The 17,518-nt window shown below is 60.7% G+C and carries 15 protein-coding genes; 2 read left to right on the top strand and 13 right to left on the bottom strand.

Annotated elements, in window-relative coordinates; genetic code table 11:
* Nucleotides 1-7: 7 nt before the first annotated feature.
* Together ARCT_RS0101680 and ARCT_RS0101675 are read right to left on the bottom strand one after the other, a co-directional pair.
* Nucleotides 8-433, bottom strand: coding sequence for a PaaI family thioesterase (locus ARCT_RS0101680; protein ID WP_051360498.1), 426 nt, complete (start codon nt 431-433; stop codon nt 8-10).
* A gap of 2 nt (nt 434-435) precedes the next feature.
* Nucleotides 436-1,602 (bottom strand): acyl-CoA dehydrogenase family protein, encoded by a 1,167-nt coding sequence (locus ARCT_RS0101675; RefSeq protein WP_036783938.1) that lies wholly within the window; start codon nt 1,600-1,602, stop codon nt 436-438.
* An 89-nt stretch (nt 1,603-1,691) separates the two neighbouring features.
* On the opposite strand from ARCT_RS0101675, the gene ARCT_RS0101670 reads away from it, so the two are divergent.
* Complete coding sequence (locus tag ARCT_RS0101670; RefSeq protein ID WP_051360497.1) at nt 1,692-2,492, top strand: IclR family transcriptional regulator; 801 nt, start codon at nt 1,692-1,694, stop codon at nt 2,490-2,492.
* 157 nt (nt 2,493-2,649) lie between these two features.
* On the opposite strand, the gene ARCT_RS0101665 is transcribed toward ARCT_RS0101670, so the two are convergent.
* From ARCT_RS0101665 to ARCT_RS0101635, 7 genes are all read right to left on the bottom strand, one after another.
* Nucleotides 2,650-3,816, bottom strand: a complete 1,167-nt coding sequence (locus ARCT_RS0101665) for an acyl-CoA dehydrogenase family protein (RefSeq protein ID WP_036783935.1) — start codon at nt 3,814-3,816, stop codon at nt 2,650-2,652.
* Nucleotides 3,813-5,816, bottom strand: coding sequence for an acetyl/propionyl/methylcrotonyl-CoA carboxylase subunit alpha (locus ARCT_RS0101660; protein WP_240476198.1), 2,004 nt, complete (start codon nt 5,814-5,816; stop codon nt 3,813-3,815). Before ARCT_RS0101660 ends, ARCT_RS0101665 begins: the two co-directional genes overlap by 4 nt.
* Complete coding sequence (locus ARCT_RS0101655; protein ID WP_027238557.1) at nt 5,813-6,607, bottom strand: crotonase/enoyl-CoA hydratase family protein; 795 nt, start codon at nt 6,605-6,607, stop codon at nt 5,813-5,815. The genes ARCT_RS0101660 and ARCT_RS0101655 overlap by 4 nt, the downstream gene beginning before the upstream one ends.
* 10 nt (nt 6,608-6,617) lie before the next feature.
* Entirely contained in the window at nt 6,618-8,216 is a 1,599-nt protein-coding gene (locus ARCT_RS0101650) for an acyl-CoA carboxylase subunit beta (RefSeq protein ID WP_027238556.1), read from the bottom strand.
* A 3-nt stretch (nt 8,217-8,219) separates the two neighbouring features.
* On the bottom strand, nt 8,220-8,849 hold the full coding sequence (locus ARCT_RS0101645; RefSeq protein WP_027238555.1) for a TetR/AcrR family transcriptional regulator: 630 nt from the start codon (nt 8,847-8,849) through the stop codon (nt 8,220-8,222).
* Between the two features lie 179 nt (nt 8,850-9,028).
* The gene (locus ARCT_RS0101640; RefSeq protein ID WP_027238554.1) at nt 9,029-9,859 is read right to left on the bottom strand and encodes an SDR family NAD(P)-dependent oxidoreductase; all 831 of its coding nucleotides are present in this window, start codon (nt 9,857-9,859) and stop codon (nt 9,029-9,031) included.
* 24 nt (nt 9,860-9,883) lie between these two features.
* Nucleotides 9,884-11,068 carry a lipid-transfer protein gene (locus tag ARCT_RS0101635; RefSeq protein WP_027238553.1) on the bottom strand — a complete coding sequence of 395 codons (1,185 nt, stop codon included), beginning with the start codon at nt 11,066-11,068 and terminating at the stop codon, nt 9,884-9,886.
* Nucleotides 11,069-11,359: 291 nt separating this feature from the next.
* Between ARCT_RS0101635 and ARCT_RS0101630 the strand changes: the two genes are divergently transcribed.
* Nucleotides 11,360-11,971, top strand: a complete 612-nt coding sequence (locus tag ARCT_RS0101630; RefSeq protein ID WP_027238552.1) for an acyltransferase — start codon at nt 11,360-11,362, stop codon at nt 11,969-11,971.
* A gap of 145 nt (nt 11,972-12,116) precedes the next feature.
* Here the strand turns inward: ARCT_RS0101630 and ARCT_RS0101625 are convergent, their stop codons facing one another.
* Genes ARCT_RS0101625 through ARCT_RS0101610 form a run of 4 tightly spaced genes read right to left on the bottom strand, consistent with a single transcriptional unit; the run spans nt 12,117 to nt 17,510 of the window.
* The gene (locus tag ARCT_RS0101625) at nt 12,117-13,724 is read right to left on the bottom strand and encodes an acyl-CoA carboxylase subunit beta (RefSeq protein ID WP_027238551.1); all 1,608 of its coding nucleotides are present in this window, start codon (nt 13,722-13,724) and stop codon (nt 12,117-12,119) included.
* 2 nt (nt 13,725-13,726) lie between these two features.
* Nucleotides 13,727-14,230 (bottom strand): acetyl-CoA carboxylase biotin carboxyl carrier protein subunit, encoded by a 504-nt coding sequence (locus ARCT_RS0101620; RefSeq protein WP_240476197.1) that lies wholly within the window; start codon nt 14,228-14,230, stop codon nt 13,727-13,729.
* Nucleotides 14,230-15,699, bottom strand: a complete 1,470-nt coding sequence (locus ARCT_RS0101615; protein WP_027238549.1) for an acetyl-CoA carboxylase biotin carboxylase subunit — start codon at nt 15,697-15,699, stop codon at nt 14,230-14,232. The genes ARCT_RS0101620 and ARCT_RS0101615 overlap by 1 nt, the downstream gene beginning before the upstream one ends.
* 11 nt (nt 15,700-15,710) lie before the next feature.
* Complete coding sequence (locus ARCT_RS0101610) at nt 15,711-17,510, bottom strand: acyclic terpene utilization AtuA family protein (RefSeq protein WP_027238548.1); 1,800 nt, start codon at nt 17,508-17,510, stop codon at nt 15,711-15,713.
* Between the last annotated feature and the right edge of the window lie 8 nt (nt 17,511-17,518).

The raw sequence follows: 17,518 nt of genomic DNA, 5'->3' as shown, positions 1-17,518 counted from the left end.
CTCCCCCTTATTTTTCGTCCTTCCACCCCAGAAGCAAATGCGTCTGAGAGGTCACGCCAGCGACTTTACCGTCGCCACGTGTCATCGTGACCTGCAGCACCAGCGTCGTGCGCCCGACATGCAACGGCACGCTATGTGCGACCAGCGTATCGCCGACGTGCACCGGGCGCATGAAATTTGTCTTGGCCTCGACGGTGGTGTTTGAAAATTCGGCCGCGCTGTTGATAAAGGCCAATGTGCCCGCTGCGGTATCGGATAGCGTCATCAATGCCCCACCATGCAAGACGCCGTTGCGATTCGACATTTCGGGCGTGACCGTCATGTGGCAGATCACTTCCTCGGGGGTGCAGCGCACAACCTCGATGCCCAGAAGATTTGAGAAATTCGAAGGTGCCGGCATGTCTTCCAGGCTGCGTGTCGTTGGGCGCGCCATGATCAACCCGCCCTTTGCGCCAAGGTGCGGCGCGCGATGACAAGCTGTTGGATTTGACTCGTCCCTTCGTAAATTCGCAGCAACCGGATATCGCGGTACAGCCGTTCGATATCATATTCGGCCATATATCCGGCGCCGCCGTGTACCTGCAACGCGCGGTCTGCGATACGGCCCGCCGCCTCGGTGCAAAAATATTTGGTGCAGGAGGCCTCAAGAATGGCCTTCCCATCGCGGTCAAAGGTTTCTGCCGTGGCGCGCACCAATGCACGGGCCGCATGGAGGTCCGCCTGACAATCGGCCAAGAGGCCCTGTACCAATTGGTGTTCACCAATCGGTTTGCCGAACTGCTTGCGCTCCAATGCATAGTCGGTGGCGATGTCCAACATGCGCTGGCTTTGGCCAACGGCCATGGCGCCGACATGAATGCGTCCGCGGTCCAGCACCTTCATCGCGGTCCGGAACCCCAGATTCAATCGTTCGGGGCCGCCAAGGATTGCGGTTTCTGGCACACGAACGTCTTCGAAAATCACATCCGAAGTTTTGGTCCCGCGCTGACCCAACTTGCGGTCCGGTGTGGCGACGGTGATGCCGGGGGTGTCCGCCGGAACGATGAAGGCCGAAACACCCTCTGCGCCGGGCGTATCGGGATCGGTGCGCGCAAAGACGGTAAAGACCCCGGCCCGCACCGCGTTGGTGATATATCGCTTGGTCCCGTTGATGATAAAATCCGACCCGTCACGGCGGGCCGAGGTGCGAATGCCGCCTGCATCCGAGCCGTTATCAGGTTCCGTCAGAGCAAAAGATGCGATGATATCGCCGCTCGCAACACCCGGCAGCCATTGTTGTTTCTGCTCAAGGGTGCCGTCCATCACGATCCCTTGCGAGCCGATGCCCACATTGGTGCCAATCAAAGAGCGAAAGGTCAGCGAGGCATAGCATAGCGTTTCGATCAGCCGTGCTTCTTGCGGAACATTGATGCCGATGCCACCGAAGTCTTCGGGGGTGGACAGGCCGAAGAGGCCCATTTCCTTCATCTCGGCGACGATTTCTTCGGGAATATCGTCTTCGTCTTCAACGCGGCGTTCCGCCGGGATCAGACGTTCACGGGCGAAGCGGTCGACGGTTGTCACAAGCTGCTCGAAAACGTCACTGTCCACACCTGTTGCCATTCTGGTTGTCTCCTCAAACCTACGTCAGATGTCACTTGAGGTATCAGGAATATTCTGTATAGTAAATGTAATTCTATCAGGGGAATATTGTGACGATCGAAGCGAGTCAGAAACTTGTGCCTGCGGTGCAAAATGCCATACGCATCCTGCGGCTTCTGGCTGCGGCGGGCCGTCCGATGGGGGCGACGCAGATTGCGCGCGAAACCGGTTTGAATGTGTCTTCGGCCTTTAACATTTTACGCACCTTGCACAACGAAGGCCTTCTCGGTTTTGATCCTGACACCAAAACCTACACAGTGGGGATGGGGCTTATGGAATTCGCCGCGCCGCTTTTGGGCGCGAATCCGTTTGATCTTATCCGGCCAACGATGACGGCCCTTGCGCAGGAATATGAGGTGGTGATTGGCCTTTGGCAGATCACGTCAAACCAACGCGTTGTGTTGATTGACCGTTTTACGGCGCCCAATATCGTGCAGGCGGCTATCGCGCGCAACAGTCGCCTGCCGGTATTTGCGGGGGCTATCGGGCGTTGTTATGCGGCGGCGGTGGGACTTGATAAGGCCGCCACACAAGAGGGTTACGCAACTGTACGTTGGCAGGATGAACCGGGTTTCGATAATTACTGGCGCGATGTGGTCGCCGCGCGCGAAACCGGGACGGCGCAGGATCGCGGCCAATTGTTCAGGGGGCTTGATGTCGTGGCGGCGCTGGCTCGCGATGCCGGCGGTGTGCCGCAGATCGGCATGAGCAGCATCAGCATCGCCGGCCAGCATGATGATGATAGCCTGAAACGCGTGGCGGCGGCTTTGGCCGAGGCAGGACAACAGATCGAACGCGGTGTGTTTTGTCGATCCGCCAAGGGCGCGCAAAAATCTACGTCAGCGGATTAGCGACAAAGGCCTGTCCGAAAGGGCGCCTTAGGCGCACCCTGCGGTGAGGGCGCTGTCCAATGAGGACCGACCCCCTCTTCGATCAGCCTTGGCGAGGGCGGGCGCAAGATGTCTCCCATCACTGGAACGTCTAACGCCAGCCCTCTGCCGGGTCTGGTCACATGCGCTTGGCGACTTCTTCGAGCATCACCTCCGAGGCACCGCCGCCGATCGCTTGCACGCGGGCGTCGCGCGACATGCGTTCAACGGGGGTTTCGCGCATATAGCCCATGCCGCCGTGGAACTGCACACAATCGTAAAGCACAGAGTTCACCAGCTCGCCGCAATAGGCTTTGACCATCGAAACTTCTTTCACGCAATCGCGCCCCGCAGCGTCCAGACCGGCGGCCTGATAAACCAACTGACGACCTGCGGCGATGCGGGTCTGGCAATCGGCCAACCGCTGGCGGATCGCCTGTTTGTCCCAAAGCACGCCGCCAAAGGCTTTGCGCTGCTTGACGTAATCCAGCGTCATGTCGAGGGCGATTTGCGATTCAGCGCAGGCCATCGCGCCCAGAACGATGCGTTCGTTTTGGAAGTTCTTCATCACCGAGTAGAAGCCTTTGTTGACCTCGCCCAGCACGTTTTCGGCAGGAACGCGGACATCTTCAAAGATCAGCTCGGCAGTATCCGAGCACAGCCAGCCGGTCTTGTTCAACGCGCGCCCAACCGAGAAACCCGGTGTGCCCTTTTCAACCGCGAACATGGTGATCCCGCGCGATCCCTTGGCATCCGGGTCGGTTTTGGCCCCGACGAAATAGATGTCGCCATGCACGCCGTTGGTGATGAACATCTTGGTGCCGTTCAGCACCCAATCCGATCCGTCCTGCACCGCGCGGGTGCGCATACCGGCCACGTCTGATCCGGCGCCCGGTTCGGTCACCGCAACGGCGGCGATTTTTTCGCCCGAGACGATCGAGGGCATCCAGCGGGCTTTTTGTTCCGGCGTTCCGGCATTTTCAAGATGTGGCGAGGCCATGTCGGTATGCACCAACACCGTGGCCGCGAAACCGCCAAAGGTGGAGCGCCCGACCTCTTCGGCCAGAACCACGCTGGACATCACATTCAATCCTGCGCCGCCATATTTTTCGTCATAGCGCATGCCCAAAACGCCCAAATCGCCCATCTGGCGCAGCACGTCGCGGGGCACCATGCCGGTTTCTTCCCATGCGTCGGCCTTGGCCGTTACTTCGGTGGCGATGAACCGGCGCAGCTGGTCGCGGATCATGTCGAGATCTTCGTTGAATGGGCCATTGGCCGCAGTGATCGTGTCTTGTTTGGTCATGTTTCTTCCTCCGGGTCGAGTTTGACAAGTGGGGCGTGCCCGGCGACGGTATCGCCTGGCGCGCAATAAATTTCGGTCACCACGCCCGCAATCGGCGCGGGCAGGCTTTGCAAGAGCTTCATCGCCTCAAGGACCACCAGCGTATCACCGGCGGCAACGCGGTCGCCGGGCGCAACGCGCACCTCGGCCACGGCGCCTGGCATCGGCGCCGTCAACAGGTCGGCGCCGCCCGATCCGCCGCTGGCACGGGCAAGGTGCTGATCTTCCAGAACGCGCAGGTCTGTCACGCGCATACCGCCAGACGTTTGTAAATGCACCCGCCAACAATTGCCACTGCGCTCGATATGGGCCACGCGCGAAAAGGGAACGCCGTCGATGCGCCCACTCAAACGGTCACCGGTCAAGGCACCGGCCTCGGTTGTGATGCTCTGGCCGTCTGGCAATGTGGCCGTCAGCCTCGCTCCGGCTTCGGTCACGCGGATCGGATCATCCTCGGATGTGGTCCAATAGGACGCCGCGCCGGGCCGTCCCGCAGGGGCCGTGAGCCGCCAAGATCCAAGGCTTTCCCAAGGCGATGCGCCCGCCGGCGTCAAATGCAGATGCAGCGCCATGGCCGCGAGGCCTGCGTTTTCGGCTTCGGGCGCGGGTTCGGCCCATCCATCGGGGAACAATTCGGCAAGGCCCGAGGTGTGATGCCGGAAGGCCTGAAAATCAGGATGGTTCAACAGCGCCCGCTGATAAGACAGGTTCAGCCCGACGCCGCCCACCGCAAAGGCATCAATCGCGGCAATGGCCTGACGGATTGCCCCTGCCCTGTCCGGCGCATGGGTGATCAATTTGGCCAACATCGAATCGTAATGGTGGCCGACGATTGACCCTGCCGCGACGCCGCTATCGAGCCGCACGCCAGCGGGCGGAGCCCAAAGGGTGATCTCGCCGGTTTCGGGGCGGAAATTTTCGGCGGGGTTTTCGGCGGCGATGCGCACTTCGATGGCATGGCCGTTAAACTGCACATCCGTTTGCGCCAGCGTCAGGGCCTCGCCCCGTGCGATACGCAATTGCCATTCGACCAGATCGATGCCGGTGATGGCCTCGGTCACGGGATGTTCCACCTGAAGGCGGGTGTTCATTTCGAGAAAATAGTATTCCCCGCGCGCCGGATCATAAAGGTATTCCACCGTCCCTGCCGAGCGATAGCCAATGGATTGCGCCAATCGCACCGCCGCCGCGCGCATGTCATCGCGCACCGCGTCGGGCAGGTCGGCGGCCGGAGCCTCTTCGATCAACTTCTGGTGGTTGCGTTGAAGCGAACAGTCGCGATCGCCCAGATGCAGAACATTGCCGTGGCTGTCGCCCAGAACCTGCACCTCAACATGGCGCGCGCGCGGTGCATAGCGTTCAAGGAACACCGCCGCATCGCCAAAGGCGCCTTTGGCCTCGGCCCTTGCCGAGGTGATGGCTTCGGGTGCCTCGGCCAGATCGGTGACAAGGCGCATGCCGCGCCCGCCGCCGCCCGCGCTGGCCTTGACCAGAAGCGGCACGCCAAGCGCCTGCGCCTCGTCCAGCAAGCGCGCGTCGGACTGATCCGCACCGCGATAGCCGGGCAGCACGGGCACGCCGGCTTCCTCGGCGGCGGCCTTGGCCTCGATCTTCGATCCCATCATGGCAATCGCGTCCGCGTCCGGCCCGATGAAGACAAGCCCCGCCGCTTCGATCGCAGCGGCAAAACCGGCGTTTTCGGACAAGAAACCATAGCCGGGATGCACCGCACCCGCGCCGGTCGCGCGCGCGGCCTCCAAAATGGCCTCGACGTTCAGATAGCTGTCCGCTGGTGCGGCCCCGCCGATGCAGACGGCGTGATCAGCCTCGGCCACAAAGGGCGCGTCGCGGTCGGCCTCGGAAAAGACGGCGACCGTTTCCAGCCCCAATTTGCGACACCCGCGTTGGATGCGCAGTGCGATTTCGCCCCGGTTGGCGATCAGGATACGGGTAAAATTCATTTCACGCGCCATGACGGGATGCTTTTGTTGAGGAAGCTGCCAATGCCTTCGATGCCTTCTTCGGTTTCCCAAGCGTCGGCCAGACGGTCGGCGGTGTAGATCATGTTGGTTTCCAAATCGTGCGCCGCGACATAGGCGATCAACGCCTTGGTGTCGGCCACAGCGCCCGGCGCGGCTTGCAGGTGATCGTGCACGACGCGCTCAACGGCTGCGTCCAGATCATCGGCTTTCACGACCTCGGTCAGCAAACCGATCCGTTCGGCGCGCGTGCTGTCGAACAACGCCCCCGACAGCATGGTTTCGCGCGAATGGACCTTGCCGATGCGGGCCACGACATAGGGCGAGATATTGGCGGGCAAGAGGCCCAGTTTTACCTCGGTCAGACCAAAGCGTGATCCTTCGGCCCCGATGGTGTAATCGCAGACCGAAATCATGCCGACACCGCCGCCATAGGCCGGGCCGTTGATCCGTCCGATCAGCGGTTTGGGCAGCGTATCAAGCCGGCGCAGCAAATGCGCCAGCGTGGCGCTTTGGTCGACCCGCTCGGCGCGGGTTTTGTCGATGTTGGAGGAGAACCAGTTGAAATCCCCACCGGCGCAGAAGCTTTTGCCGTTGCCGGTCAAAATCACGATGCGCACGGCATCATCCGCAGCCAGTTTTTCGGCCACGTCGTATAGCTCGGCGATCAGCGTGCCGTTCAGCGCATTATGTTTGTCCGGCCGGTTCAAGGTTACGGTGGCGACGCCGCGCGCGTCGGTTTCAAGCAGGATGGTTTCGTAAGTGGTTGTCATGGTATTGGCCTCACATTCTGAAGACGGGCGTGTGGCGCCCTGCCTCGGGCACCGAAGAAACAATGGCCAGACACAGGCCAAGAATATCGCGGGTCTGACCCGGTTCGATCAGCCCGTCATCCCAAAGCCGCGAAGTGGCGTAATAGGGATCGGACTGTTCGCCATATTGGGCGCGGACCTGCGCCTCGATCTGCTCCATGTCGGCTTGCATCTTGTCTTCATCGCCACCCTTTTGGCGGCGCAGTTCCAGCATCACGTTGCTGGCGATGTCGGCGGACATGGTGGCCAGCTCTGCCGTCGGCCATGCAAAGAGGAAATTCGGCGCAAAGCCGCGCCCGCACATGCCGTAGTTGCCGGCCCCGTAAGAGCCGCCCAAAAGCACCGACAGGCGCGGCACTTTGGCCACCGACATGGCATAGACCAATTTGGCGCTGTCTTTGGCGATGCCGCCGCGTTCGGCCTCGGTTCCGACCATGAAGCCGGAAATATTATGCAGGAACAAAAGCGGGATGTTGCGTTGATCGCACATCGACACGAATTGCGCGCCCTTGAGGGCGCTGTCGGACAAAAGCGCGCCGTTGTTGGCAAGGATGCCGACGCGGAAGCCGTGGATGCGCGCCGTGCCACAGACCAGCGTTTCACCCCAGCCGGGCTTGAACTCGCGGAATTCGCCCGCGTCGATCATGCGCAGCAGAACCTCGCGCATGTCATAGGGTTCCTTGCGGTCGGCGCTGATCACGCCGAGCAGCTCTTCGGGATCATGTGCGGGCGCTTCGGGGGCGGCGTCGGGCTGCATCGGGCGCGATTGGCCCAATTCGGCCACGATGTCACGCATCAGCGCCAGCGCATGGTGCTCGTCTTCGGCCAGATGGTCGGACACGCCGGAGACGCGCGTGTGCATTTCGGCCCCGCCCAACGTTTCGCCATCGACCTCTTCGTTGATCGCCACCTTGACGATCGACGGCCCGCCGAGATGAATACGGGCGTTGCCGCGCACCATGATGACCTCGTCCGACAGCGCGGGAATATAGGCCCCGCCCGCCGTGCAGCCGCCGAAAACGGCGGAGATCTGCGGCAAGCCGCTGGCCGACATATTGGTTTGACGATAAAAGGAATTGCCGAAATGGCGGGCGTCGGGAAAAACCCGATCCTGTTCGGGCAAAAAGGCCCCGCCGCAATCCACCAGATACAGGCAGGGCAACCGGTTTTCCGCCGCAATCTCTTGCGCGCGGATGTGTTTTTGCACCGTCTCGTGATAAAATGAGCCGCCCTTGACCGTCGCATCATTGGCGATCACGACGCAGGGCTGACCATGCACGATGCCGATGCCGGTCACGATGCCGGAACCGGGAACCTCGCCGCCATATTGGCCATAGGCGGCCAGCGATGACAGCTCCATAAACGCGGTGCCGGGATCGACCAAAAGATCAATCCGTTCGCGCACCAGAAGCTTGCCGCGCTTGCGGTGCCGCTCAACCATGTCGGGGCGTCCGCCCGATGCGACATCGGCAATCCGCGCGCGCAATGTCTCGACGCGTTCGCTTTGCGCCGCGTGGTTGCGGGTATAGGTTTCGGATGCGGTCATCACCGCAGTTTCAAGTCGTGCCATGTATCAGCTATCCTGTCTTTCTAGTATCCCGTTGAGAAACACATCGGCATAGGTGCGCGACAGTGCCTCGGCGCTGCCCCGGTCCGGGTCGAACCAATCAAGTGTGGCGTTCAATGCGCCGATCAACATCAGGCGCAGGCGGCGAATGTCGACATCGGGTTTAAGCGCGCCGCGCTCTTGAAGTCGGGACAGTAAAGCATCCCATTCAGCCTCATAAGCGCGGCGTGTGGGCAGGTTGGCGTCCCGTACGGATTGTGGCACTTGCCCGAAAATACGTACATTGGCCGAGGTATAATCGCTCACGTCAAGAAGCGCGCGCAGATGCGTCCCGATTGCAGCTCGCAGGATTGTTTCGGCGTCGGTGTCTTCGGGCAGCGCCGAAACAGCTTGGCGCATTTTCTCGTGAACGACCTGAATGCCGACATCCAAAATGGCCACTACGATTTCGTCTTTGGAGCCGAAATGGTAGTATATGCTGCCCGCCTTTATCCCCGCAGCATCAGCGATTTTTCGCAGCGATACGGATCCATAGCCTTGTTCGCGAAAAAGCCGCGCAGCAACGTTCTGCACGCCTTCCCGTCCGACGGGATTGCGCGGTGTTTCTTTAACCTTGCTCACTGTGTCATCCGTCATGGGGTCTCTCTCATCGCATCCCTAACTAACACCTGTTAGCTTGAGGGCGCGGACGAGTCAATTGTCCAAACCTGTTGGGGTGAACTTTATTTTAAAATGCCATCCGGGCAGCCAGAATATGGCTGCCCGGATATGCAGATCGACGGCCAAGGCCGGAGTGCGCAGCAAAGCGGCGCAGATCAGATGACGAAGCCACCACCGCAGATAATGTGCTGACCCGAGATGAAGTTCGATTCCGGGGCACAGAACAAATAGACCGCGCCTGCGGCCTCTTCCGGTGTGCCGACCCGGCCCAGAGGGATCATGCGCTCCATCTGGGTCAGAAGATCGGGGTTCACGCCGACTTTGATCTCTTTTTCCTCGACCTTGATCGTGCTGTCGCCATCGGCGCTGCCCTCGGTCAGGCGGGTGCGGATCGGGCCAAAGGCTACGGCATTCACGTTGACCTTGTAGCGGCCCCATTCCTTGGCCATCGTGCGGGTGACACCCAAAATGCCGGACTTGGCGGCGGCATAGTTGATCTGACCTGCGTTACCACCGGTGCCCGCGATGGACGAAATATTCACCACCTTGCGGAACACTTCTTGCCCGGCGGCGGCTTCTTCTTTGGCCTTGGCGCTGATCACGGGTTGAGCGGCGCGCAGGATTTTGAAGGGTGCGGTCAGGTGCACGTCAATGATTGCCTGCCATTGCTCGTCGGTCATCTTTTGAACGACGCTATCCCATGTGTAGCCAGCGTTGTTCACAATGATGTCCAGACCGCCAAAGCTGTCGACGCCGGTTTTGATGAAGCGTTCGGCAAAGCCGTCTTCGGTCACGCTACCTGCGCAAACCACAGCCTCGCCGCCAGCGGCGCGGATGGCCTCGGCGGTTTCATTGGCCGGATCGGCATCCAGATCGTTGATCACCAAACGGGCCCCTTCCGAGGCCAGTTTAAGTGCAATTTCGCGTCCGATGCCCCGGCCGGAACCGGAAACCAGTGCGACGCGCCCGTTGAGTTTGTCAGTCATGTTCTGTCCTTCCAAGTGGCGCTATCAGACTTTTTCATAAAGCGTGGTGACACAGGCTCCGCCGAGGCCGAGATTGTGCTGGAGCGCCAGTCGTGCGCCGTCGACTTGACGCGCATCGGCCTGTCCGCGCAACTGCTGAACCAGCTCGGTGCATTGTGCGAGACCGGTTGCACCAAGCGGATGACCCTTGGACAACAGGCCGCCCGACGGGTTGGTCACATATTTGCCGCCATAGGTGTTGTCGCCATCGTCCACGAATTTCGCCGCATCGCCGCGCGCACAGAGGCCAAGCGCCTCATAGGTGATCAGTTCGTTATGGGCAAAACAGTCGTGCAGTTCGACCACGTCCACATCTTCCGGTCCGATGCCCGCAGCCTCATACACTTGATCAGCAGCGTTTTTGGCCATCGAGAAGCCGACAACCTCGCGCATGTCGTGCGCATTAAAGGTTTCCGGTCCGTCTGTTGTCATCGCTTGCGCCGAAATCCGCACCGAGCTGTCGAGACCGTGCTTGTCAGCAAATTCTTTGGAGCAGACAATGGCCGCCGCCGCGCCACACGTCGGGGGGCAGGCCATCAATTTGGTCATGATACCGGGCCAAACGACCTGCGCTGCCATGACGTCATCGGCTGTTACTTCCTGCCGGAACAGGGCAACCGGATTTTTGGCAGCATGGCGGCTGGCCTTGGCGCGAATTTTGGCGAAGGTTTCCATCGGTGTGCCAAACTCGTCCATATGCGCCTTGCCTGCGCCGCCGAAATAGCGAAGCGCCAAGGGGATGTCCGAATTGCCGACCAGATCATCGGTTTCTTCGTCGAATGATGCAAACGGGCTGATCCGATCGTGGAACATCGCACCGATGGCGCCGGGTTGCATTTGTTCAAACCCAAGCGCCAATGCACATTCTACCGCGCCGCTTTCAACGGCCTGACGTGCAAGGAACAGGGCTGATGAGCCGGTCGAGCAGTTGTTGTTCACATTCACAACCGGGATGCCAGTCATGCCGACATTATACAAGGCGCGCTGGCCACAGGTGCTGTCGCCATAGACATAGCCAACATAGGCCTGTTGGATCTTGTCGTAATCCAGACCCGCGTCCTTGAGGGCGGAACGGGTGGCGGTGGCCGCCATGACATCATAGCTTTCGGATTTTCCGGGCTTTTGGAATGGGACCATCCCGACACCGCTGACATAGGCTTTCTGTGACATTTCTCTCTCCCTATAGTGGTCCGGTCTACTTGAACTGAGCACCATTCCATTTTCTACCATTTGTTAGATTTTATATCCCGGTGCCCGGAACTGTCAACAAGGACGCGCTGTGACGTGGGGTGCTTGCCGTAATTCCTGACATGTGCTTGGGTGCTTGCGCCGCCAGCTTTGAAGGACCGCGCATGTCGCAGATCAGGCTTCCGGATCTGGGTATGTCCCGTCCAGGCGGTCGAAGACATCCGGCGCGTGGTTTTGACACCGAAGGCGCCAGCCTAAGAAAGGAATTGAAAGATGGCCTATTGCTATGAATTCAAAGGGTTCGTTCCCGTGGTGCCCGAAGGAACATTTGTTCACCCTCAGGCCGTGCTGATCGGAAACGTCATCCTTGGCAAAGGATGCTATATCGGACCCGGGGCAAGCTTGCGGGGCGATTTCGGCAAGATCGTGATTGGCGACGGTGCCAATGTTCAGGACAATTGCATCATGCATTCCTTTCCGGGGCGTGATGCGGTGGTGGAAGTCGATGGTCATATCGGTCACGGCGCGATTCTACATGGCTGCACCGTGGGTCGAAATGCGCTTGTGGGTATGAATGCCGTCATCATGGACGGCGTTGATCTTGGCGCAGAATCGATCGTCGGCGCACAGGCCTTCATACGGGGCGAAACGGTTATCCCGCCGCGTTCGATGGTGGTCGGATCACCGGCAAAGATCATCCGCGAGGTTAGCGAAAAGGAAGTCGCGTGGAAGACCCGCGGAACAGCCGAGTATCAGCAGTTGGCGCGCGATTGTCTGGCCGGATTGAAACCCGTCGAGCCGCTGCACGAAGTTGAGGCGGACCGGCCCGAGGTGGCGCCCTCTGACGTGGTGTCGATACAAGAAGCGCGGCAGCAGGACACCTGACGCTGCGCGTAAAGATGTATCGGGAGCGGCCCGAAATTCCGAGGGGGCCGCGCCGGAGGCATCGCACCCTTAAGGGGGCGGGCACTGGCACTGAAGACCCGCGGGTCGATCCGGGCGCCAAAGCGGCGCGCCGGATCTTAACCCATTAAAGCCGGAAAATACCGTAGTGCGGATCTTCGATCGGGGCGTTCAACGAAGCAGAGATCGACATACCAAGCGCATTGCGCGTATCAGCCGGGTCGAGAATGCCGTCATCCCACAACTCCGAAGTCGAGGTATAGGCTTCCACATCCTGGCGGAATTTCTCCAAGACCGGATCGCGGATTGCGGCGATTTCTTCTTCGGTCAATTCCTTACCTTCGCGCTGAAGCTGCCGGATCTTGACGTCGGCCATGGTATTGGCGGCCTGATCCGCGCCCATCACGCCGATTTCGGCCTGCGGCCACATGAACAACGTGCGCGCATCCCACGCCCGTCCACACATGCCGTAATTGCCGGCCCCATAAGAGGCATTGGCGATCACGGTGAATTTCGGCACGACCGAACCACCCTGCGCCATCAGCATTTTTGCGCCATCCTTGGCGATGCCGCGCTCTTCGTATTCGCGGCCCACCATGTAGCCGGTGATGTTTTGCAAGAAGACCAAAGGCGTGCGGTTCTGGTTGCACAATTGGATGAAATGCGCCGCCTTCAGCGAGCTGTCGTTGAACAGCACCCCGTTGTTGGCCAAAATCCCCACTTTGTAGCCCCAGATATGGGCATAGCCACAAATCATGGTGGTGCCATAATCGGGTTGGTATTCATGGAAGCGCGAGCCATCGACGATCCGCGCTAGAACTTCGCGCATGTCGAATTGGGTTTTGCGGTCCTTGGGGATGATCCCGTAGAGTTCCTTGGGGTCGTAGTAAGGCTCTTCAAAGGATGCGGTTTCGATGATGGTTTTCGGCTTGCGCTTCCATTGGCTGACAATCTCGCGCGCCAGTGAAAAGGCGTGCTCTTCGGTGGCGGCGCGATAATCGCCTGTACCCGAAACCGAGGTATGCATGACCGCACCGCCCAGTTCCTGAACGCCGACCTCTTCGCCGGTGGCCGCCTTGACCAGCGGCGGCCCGCCAAGGAAAATCGCACCTGTGCCTTCGATGATAATGTTGTAATCGCTCAGCGTCGGCACATAGGCGCCGCCAGCGGTGCAATGCCCGCCGACCACCGCGATTTGCGGAATGTTGGCTTGGCTCAGCTTGACCTGATTGCGGAAGACGCGCCCGCCGAGATAGCGGTCGGGAAAGACGCCGTGTTGCAGCGGCAAGAAGCCGCCAGCGCTGTCGCAGATGTGGATGACCGGTAAGTGATTTTCCAGCGCGACATCCAAAAGCCGTACGATTTTTTTGACGGTATGTGGATACCATGCGCCGCCCTTGACGCTGGCGTCGTTGGCGTGGATGGCGACTTCGCGGCCCTGCACGATGCCGATACCGGTGACCACGGCGGCGCCGGGCACCGCGCCGTCATATTCGCGGCAGGCGGCCAGAGTGGAAAACTCCAAAAACGGCGTGCCGGGGTCCAGCAGCAGTTTCAAACGTTCGCGCACGCCCAGCTTGTTCTGGCGGGCAAGGCGGTCGATGTCACGTTGCGGGCGTTCAAAACGCGCCGCCTGTTGGCGGGCGTGGAACTCTTTCAACCGCTCGGACATGGCCGCGTAATTTGCCTTGTAGTCGGGGGCATTGGTGTCGATCTGGCTTTCGATCCGGCGCATGATTATTCCTCCTCGGGAGCCAACTGGGCGAGCGTGGCCTTGAGCCCAAAACTGTCACCTGCGGCAAATGGTATTTCAGCAACCACACCGTCGCGTGGTGCGATCAGGCTGGTTTCGAGTTTCATGCTTTCAATGACAAGCAAAGTCTGGCCTTCCTTGACGTGATCGCCGGGTTTGGCGTTCACCGACACGACCACGCCGGGCATCGGCGCGACGATACGGTCATCGGCTGCGCCGCCTTCGTTACCGGCCAGCCGCTCGGCGGGATCGACCCGTCCGACGGCATATGTCTTGCCGTTCAAATGCACGAATGTTGCGTCGGGCCCAACGGCCAGCCGCACGTTTTGCGCGCGTCCGCGCACCCGCAGCACATAGCCGCCCGGTGTCCCCGTGGGCTCCAACTGGCAGGGGATCACGCCATCAGGCGTGTTCAAATTCATGTTGTTGCCGTCGTGTGACAGCCAGCATTCGGCCTCTTCGCCGTCGATCTGGAATATCCGCTGCATCAGTTTCTCCACCCGCCCATTTTTCGGTGCATTTCAGGTATCTGCATCACATCACTCACCAACCGTTCGTCCGACAGGGCCGCAGCCGCCATCAACAGGTCGCTGAGATCTTCGCCCGGCGCGGTCAGCGTATCGGCCTGTTCCGCCAAAAATCCGGTCGAGACATCCCCGGACGCGAAATCGGGATGGGCAAGGATCGCATCCAGATAACCGGTGTTGGTCGTCACCCCGAGGATAACGTAGTTTTGCACCGCTTCACGCGCGCGGGCGATGGCCTGCGCCCGATCTTCGGCGTGCACGATCAATTTGGACAGCATCGGGTCGAAATCGGTCGTGACCTTGCCGCCGTCCAGAATGCCGCTGTCGACACGCACGCCTTCGCCGCGTGGCTCGTCCAACAACAAGATATCCCCGATCGCAGGGCGGAAATCGGCGGTGGCGTCTTCGGCACAGATGCGTAATTCGATCGAATGACCGTTTTGCGGAATATCGGCCTGCGCCGCGCTCAACCCCTCGCCCGCCGCGATGCGCAGCTGTTCGGCCACCAGATCAAAGCCCGTCACCATTTCGGTCACCGGATGTTCGACCTGAAGACGGGTGTTCATTTCAAGGAAGTAAAACGACCCGTCTTGGGCATAAATGAATTCAACCGTGCCAGCGCCGCGATAGTTGACGGCGCGGGCGATTCCAGCGGCGGTTTCGCAGATGTCCAGACGTTGCGCCTCTGACAATGCCGGAGACGGCGTCTCTTCGATGATCTTCTGGAACCGGCGCTGGATCGAGCATTCGCGCTCCCAGAAATGCACAACATTGCCTTGCCCGTCGCCCATCACCTGCACTTCGATATGGCGCGGGCGCTCGATATAGCATTCCACAAAAAGTCGCCCGTCGCCGAAATAACGCTCTCCCTCGCGGCGCGCGGTGTCGATCTCGGTTTCCAAAGTGCTGTCGTCGCGCACGACGCGCATCCCCTTGCCGCCGCCGCCTGCCGAGGGCTTGATCAGCAGCGGGTAGCCAACCGCGCGGGCGCGTTCGACAAACGTCGCGGGATCGTCGTCTTCGATGGCCGAAGGGGCCACCGGAAAGCCGCGCTCTTCGACAAAGGCGCGGGCGCGGATCTTGTCACCCATCAGGTCGATGACCTCGGATGTGGGGCCGACAAATGTCACGCCGGCCTTTTCCAATGCGGCGACGAAGGCCGCGTTTTCCGACAAAAAGCCATAACCGGGATGCACCGCATCCGCGCCGATCCTCTGTGCGACATCGACAATCTGCGCAATGTCGAGATAGGCGGCCACGGGTGTGGGGCCATCAATCGTCACAACTTCGTCGGCGATCAGATGGGCAGGCCCCTCTTGTTCAGAGGCATGGCGCAACACGGCGGTCGCAAGACCGCGCGCTTTGGCGGTGCGCAAAACCCGCGCCGCGATCTCGCCCCTGTTGGCGACCAGAATTTTGGAAATCGTCATTTTCTTTCCTTTCATGCGCTCTGGGCAGAGCGAAGCCCGTCACGCGCGGCCATTTTGGCTGGCACGGGGATTTCGATATCGAGCAGCATTTGCGCAAAGCCTTTGCCTTGCGGGTCGATGCGGACCGAGGCGATGCCGCCGCCGCCCAGCGATTCATGCAGCAGGAAGTTCAGCGAATGACTTCCGGGCAGGTCGAAGCGTTCGACCGCGCCGTCGCACAGATGAGTGAAATAGTCTTTCACCGTCTCTTCCGTCAGGGCGGATCGGATATAGGGCAGATACTCCGGCTTGCGGGCCAGAATGCCGATATTGGCGATATCGCCCTTGTCGCCCGAGCGGCCCCAGGCCAGATCGACCAGCCGCACATTGACGGCGTCAGGACCAGCATCGCGGCTTTCTGCCTGTGGCGCGGCGGGCGCCTCAAGTGCGACAGCCTTGGCCGCAACGGTGACGGGCACATCCTTGCCGTCGACCTCGACCGCGACGGGGGTGGCGGATTTATCTTGCAGGAAGGAGAAGAGCCGCACCACCGGTTGCACCTTGGGCCGCCCGGCAAAGAACCCGGTTAGGCCCTGCGCCGTGGAAATGGCCATCGGCGCGATTTCTCCGGCAAAGATATTGAGCGCGCGCCGGTCGTCATGCGCGGCGCCGATCTTCAGCACCACTTCACGCGTTTGGGCGCGGGCGTTGGCGCCATAGGCGGCTTCGGCCCCCAGAACCTCGGTGCTGACCTGCCGGAAATCGCCAAGGTTCTTGTCGCGGAAAATCCGGCGGCAGCGGGTCAGGATCGCATCGGCCACGCGCTCGGCTTTGGCCGGGGCGTCAATGGCCGCCAGCGTCAGCGTGGTCACCGCGCGCCAACCGTCTGCATGGGTCGCCGAGACCTTATAGCTGCCGGTGCGCCCGAGGCCTTTGCCGCCTTTGACCAGAACCTGATCGGGGCCGACCTGTTCGAGCGTGACATCAGACCAGTCGCAGATCACATCGGGCAGCAGGTAAGCGCGCGGATCGCCGATCTCATAAAGCATTTGTTCGCCGACCGAGCCGGGCACAACCAACCCGCCGGTGTCGGGCGTCTTGGTCATGATGAAACTGCCGTCTTCGGACACTTCGACAATGGGCATGCCCATGTTGTCCCAACCGGGCACATCCTGCCAGTCGGTGAAGTTGCCGCCCGTCCCTTGCGGGCCGCATTCGATCAAATGGCCCGCGAGCGAGCCCTGGCTGAGCTTATCCCAGTCATCGTCGCCCCAGCCAAACTCGTGCATCAAGGGGCCAAGCGCCACGGCGCTGTCAGCACAGCGACCGGTAATGACGATATCGGCTCCGGCACCCAAGGCTGCCGCGATCGGGCGGGCGCCGAGATAGGCATTCATGCTATAGATGTCATCGGGAAACTCGACGCCAGAGAACATTTCGGTCTGGCCGCTGGCGCGAATATCGTCGGCCTGCGCCGACAAATCGTCGCCCAGAACCACCCCGATGGACAGGTCAATGCCCGCCTCTGCGGCGGCTTTGGCCAGTGCATCGCGGCAACCGCGCGGGTTCACCCCACCGGCATTGGCCACCACTTTCATTCCCTTGGATTTGATCTCGGACAGCCAGGGCACCAAAGCCTTGACGAAATCCGGTGCATAGCCCGCCTCCGGCGTCTTGGCCCGGGCCCGCGCCATCAGCGACATTGTCACTTCGGCCAGATAATCGAACACCAGATAGTCGATCTCGCCTTTGGTCACCAATTGGCCGACCGCTTCGGGCGTATCGCCCCAAAACCCTGAGGCGCACCCAATGCGCAGTTTTCCATCAGACATAGTCTTCT

The organism is Pseudophaeobacter arcticus DSM 23566 (assembly GCF_000473205.1).
Lineage (GTDB): Bacteria > Pseudomonadota > Alphaproteobacteria > Rhodobacterales > Rhodobacteraceae > Pseudophaeobacter > Pseudophaeobacter arcticus.
This window is presented reverse-complemented; position numbering and strand designations above follow the sequence as displayed.

What these genes read in the sequence shown, in the direction of transcription:
- ARCT_RS0101680 (WP_051360498.1), bottom strand. Translation starts at nt 433, where the DNA reads ATGGCGCGCCCAACGACACGCAGCCTGGAAGACATGCCGGCACCTTCG.
- ARCT_RS0101675 (WP_036783938.1), bottom strand. Translation starts at nt 1,602, where the DNA reads ATGGCAACAGGTGTGGACAGTGACGTTTTCGAGCAGCTTGTGACAACC.
- ARCT_RS0101665 (WP_036783935.1), bottom strand. Translation starts at nt 3,816, where the DNA reads ATGACCAAACAAGACACGATCACTGCGGCCAATGGCCCATTCAACGAA.
- ARCT_RS0101660 (WP_240476198.1), bottom strand. Translation starts at nt 5,816, where the DNA reads ATGAATTTTACCCGTATCCTGATCGCCAACCGGGGCGAAATCGCACTG.
- ARCT_RS0101655 (WP_027238557.1), bottom strand. Translation starts at nt 6,607, where the DNA reads ATGACAACCACTTACGAAACCATCCTGCTTGAAACCGACGCGCGCGGC.
- ARCT_RS0101650 (WP_027238556.1), bottom strand. Translation starts at nt 8,216, where the DNA reads ATGGCACGACTTGAAACTGCGGTGATGACCGCATCCGAAACCTATACC.
- ARCT_RS0101645 (WP_027238555.1), bottom strand. Translation starts at nt 8,849, where the DNA reads ATGACGGATGACACAGTGAGCAAGGTTAAAGAAACACCGCGCAATCCC.
- ARCT_RS0101640 (WP_027238554.1), bottom strand. Translation starts at nt 9,859, where the DNA reads ATGACTGACAAACTCAACGGGCGCGTCGCACTGGTTTCCGGTTCCGGC.
- ARCT_RS0101635 (WP_027238553.1), bottom strand. Translation starts at nt 11,068, where the DNA reads ATGTCACAGAAAGCCTATGTCAGCGGTGTCGGGATGGTCCCATTCCAA.
- ARCT_RS0101630 (WP_027238552.1), top strand. Translation starts at nt 11,360, where the DNA reads ATGGCCTATTGCTATGAATTCAAAGGGTTCGTTCCCGTGGTGCCCGAA.
- ARCT_RS0101625 (WP_027238551.1), bottom strand. Translation starts at nt 13,724, where the DNA reads ATGCGCCGGATCGAAAGCCAGATCGACACCAATGCCCCCGACTACAAG.
- ARCT_RS0101620 (WP_240476197.1), bottom strand. Translation starts at nt 14,230, where the DNA reads ATGCAGCGGATATTCCAGATCGACGGCGAAGAGGCCGAATGCTGGCTG.
- ARCT_RS0101615 (WP_027238549.1), bottom strand. Translation starts at nt 15,699, where the DNA reads ATGACGATTTCCAAAATTCTGGTCGCCAACAGGGGCGAGATCGCGGCG.
- ARCT_RS0101610 (WP_027238548.1), bottom strand. Translation starts at nt 17,510, where the DNA reads ATGTCTGATGGAAAACTGCGCATTGGGTGCGCCTCAGGGTTTTGGGGC.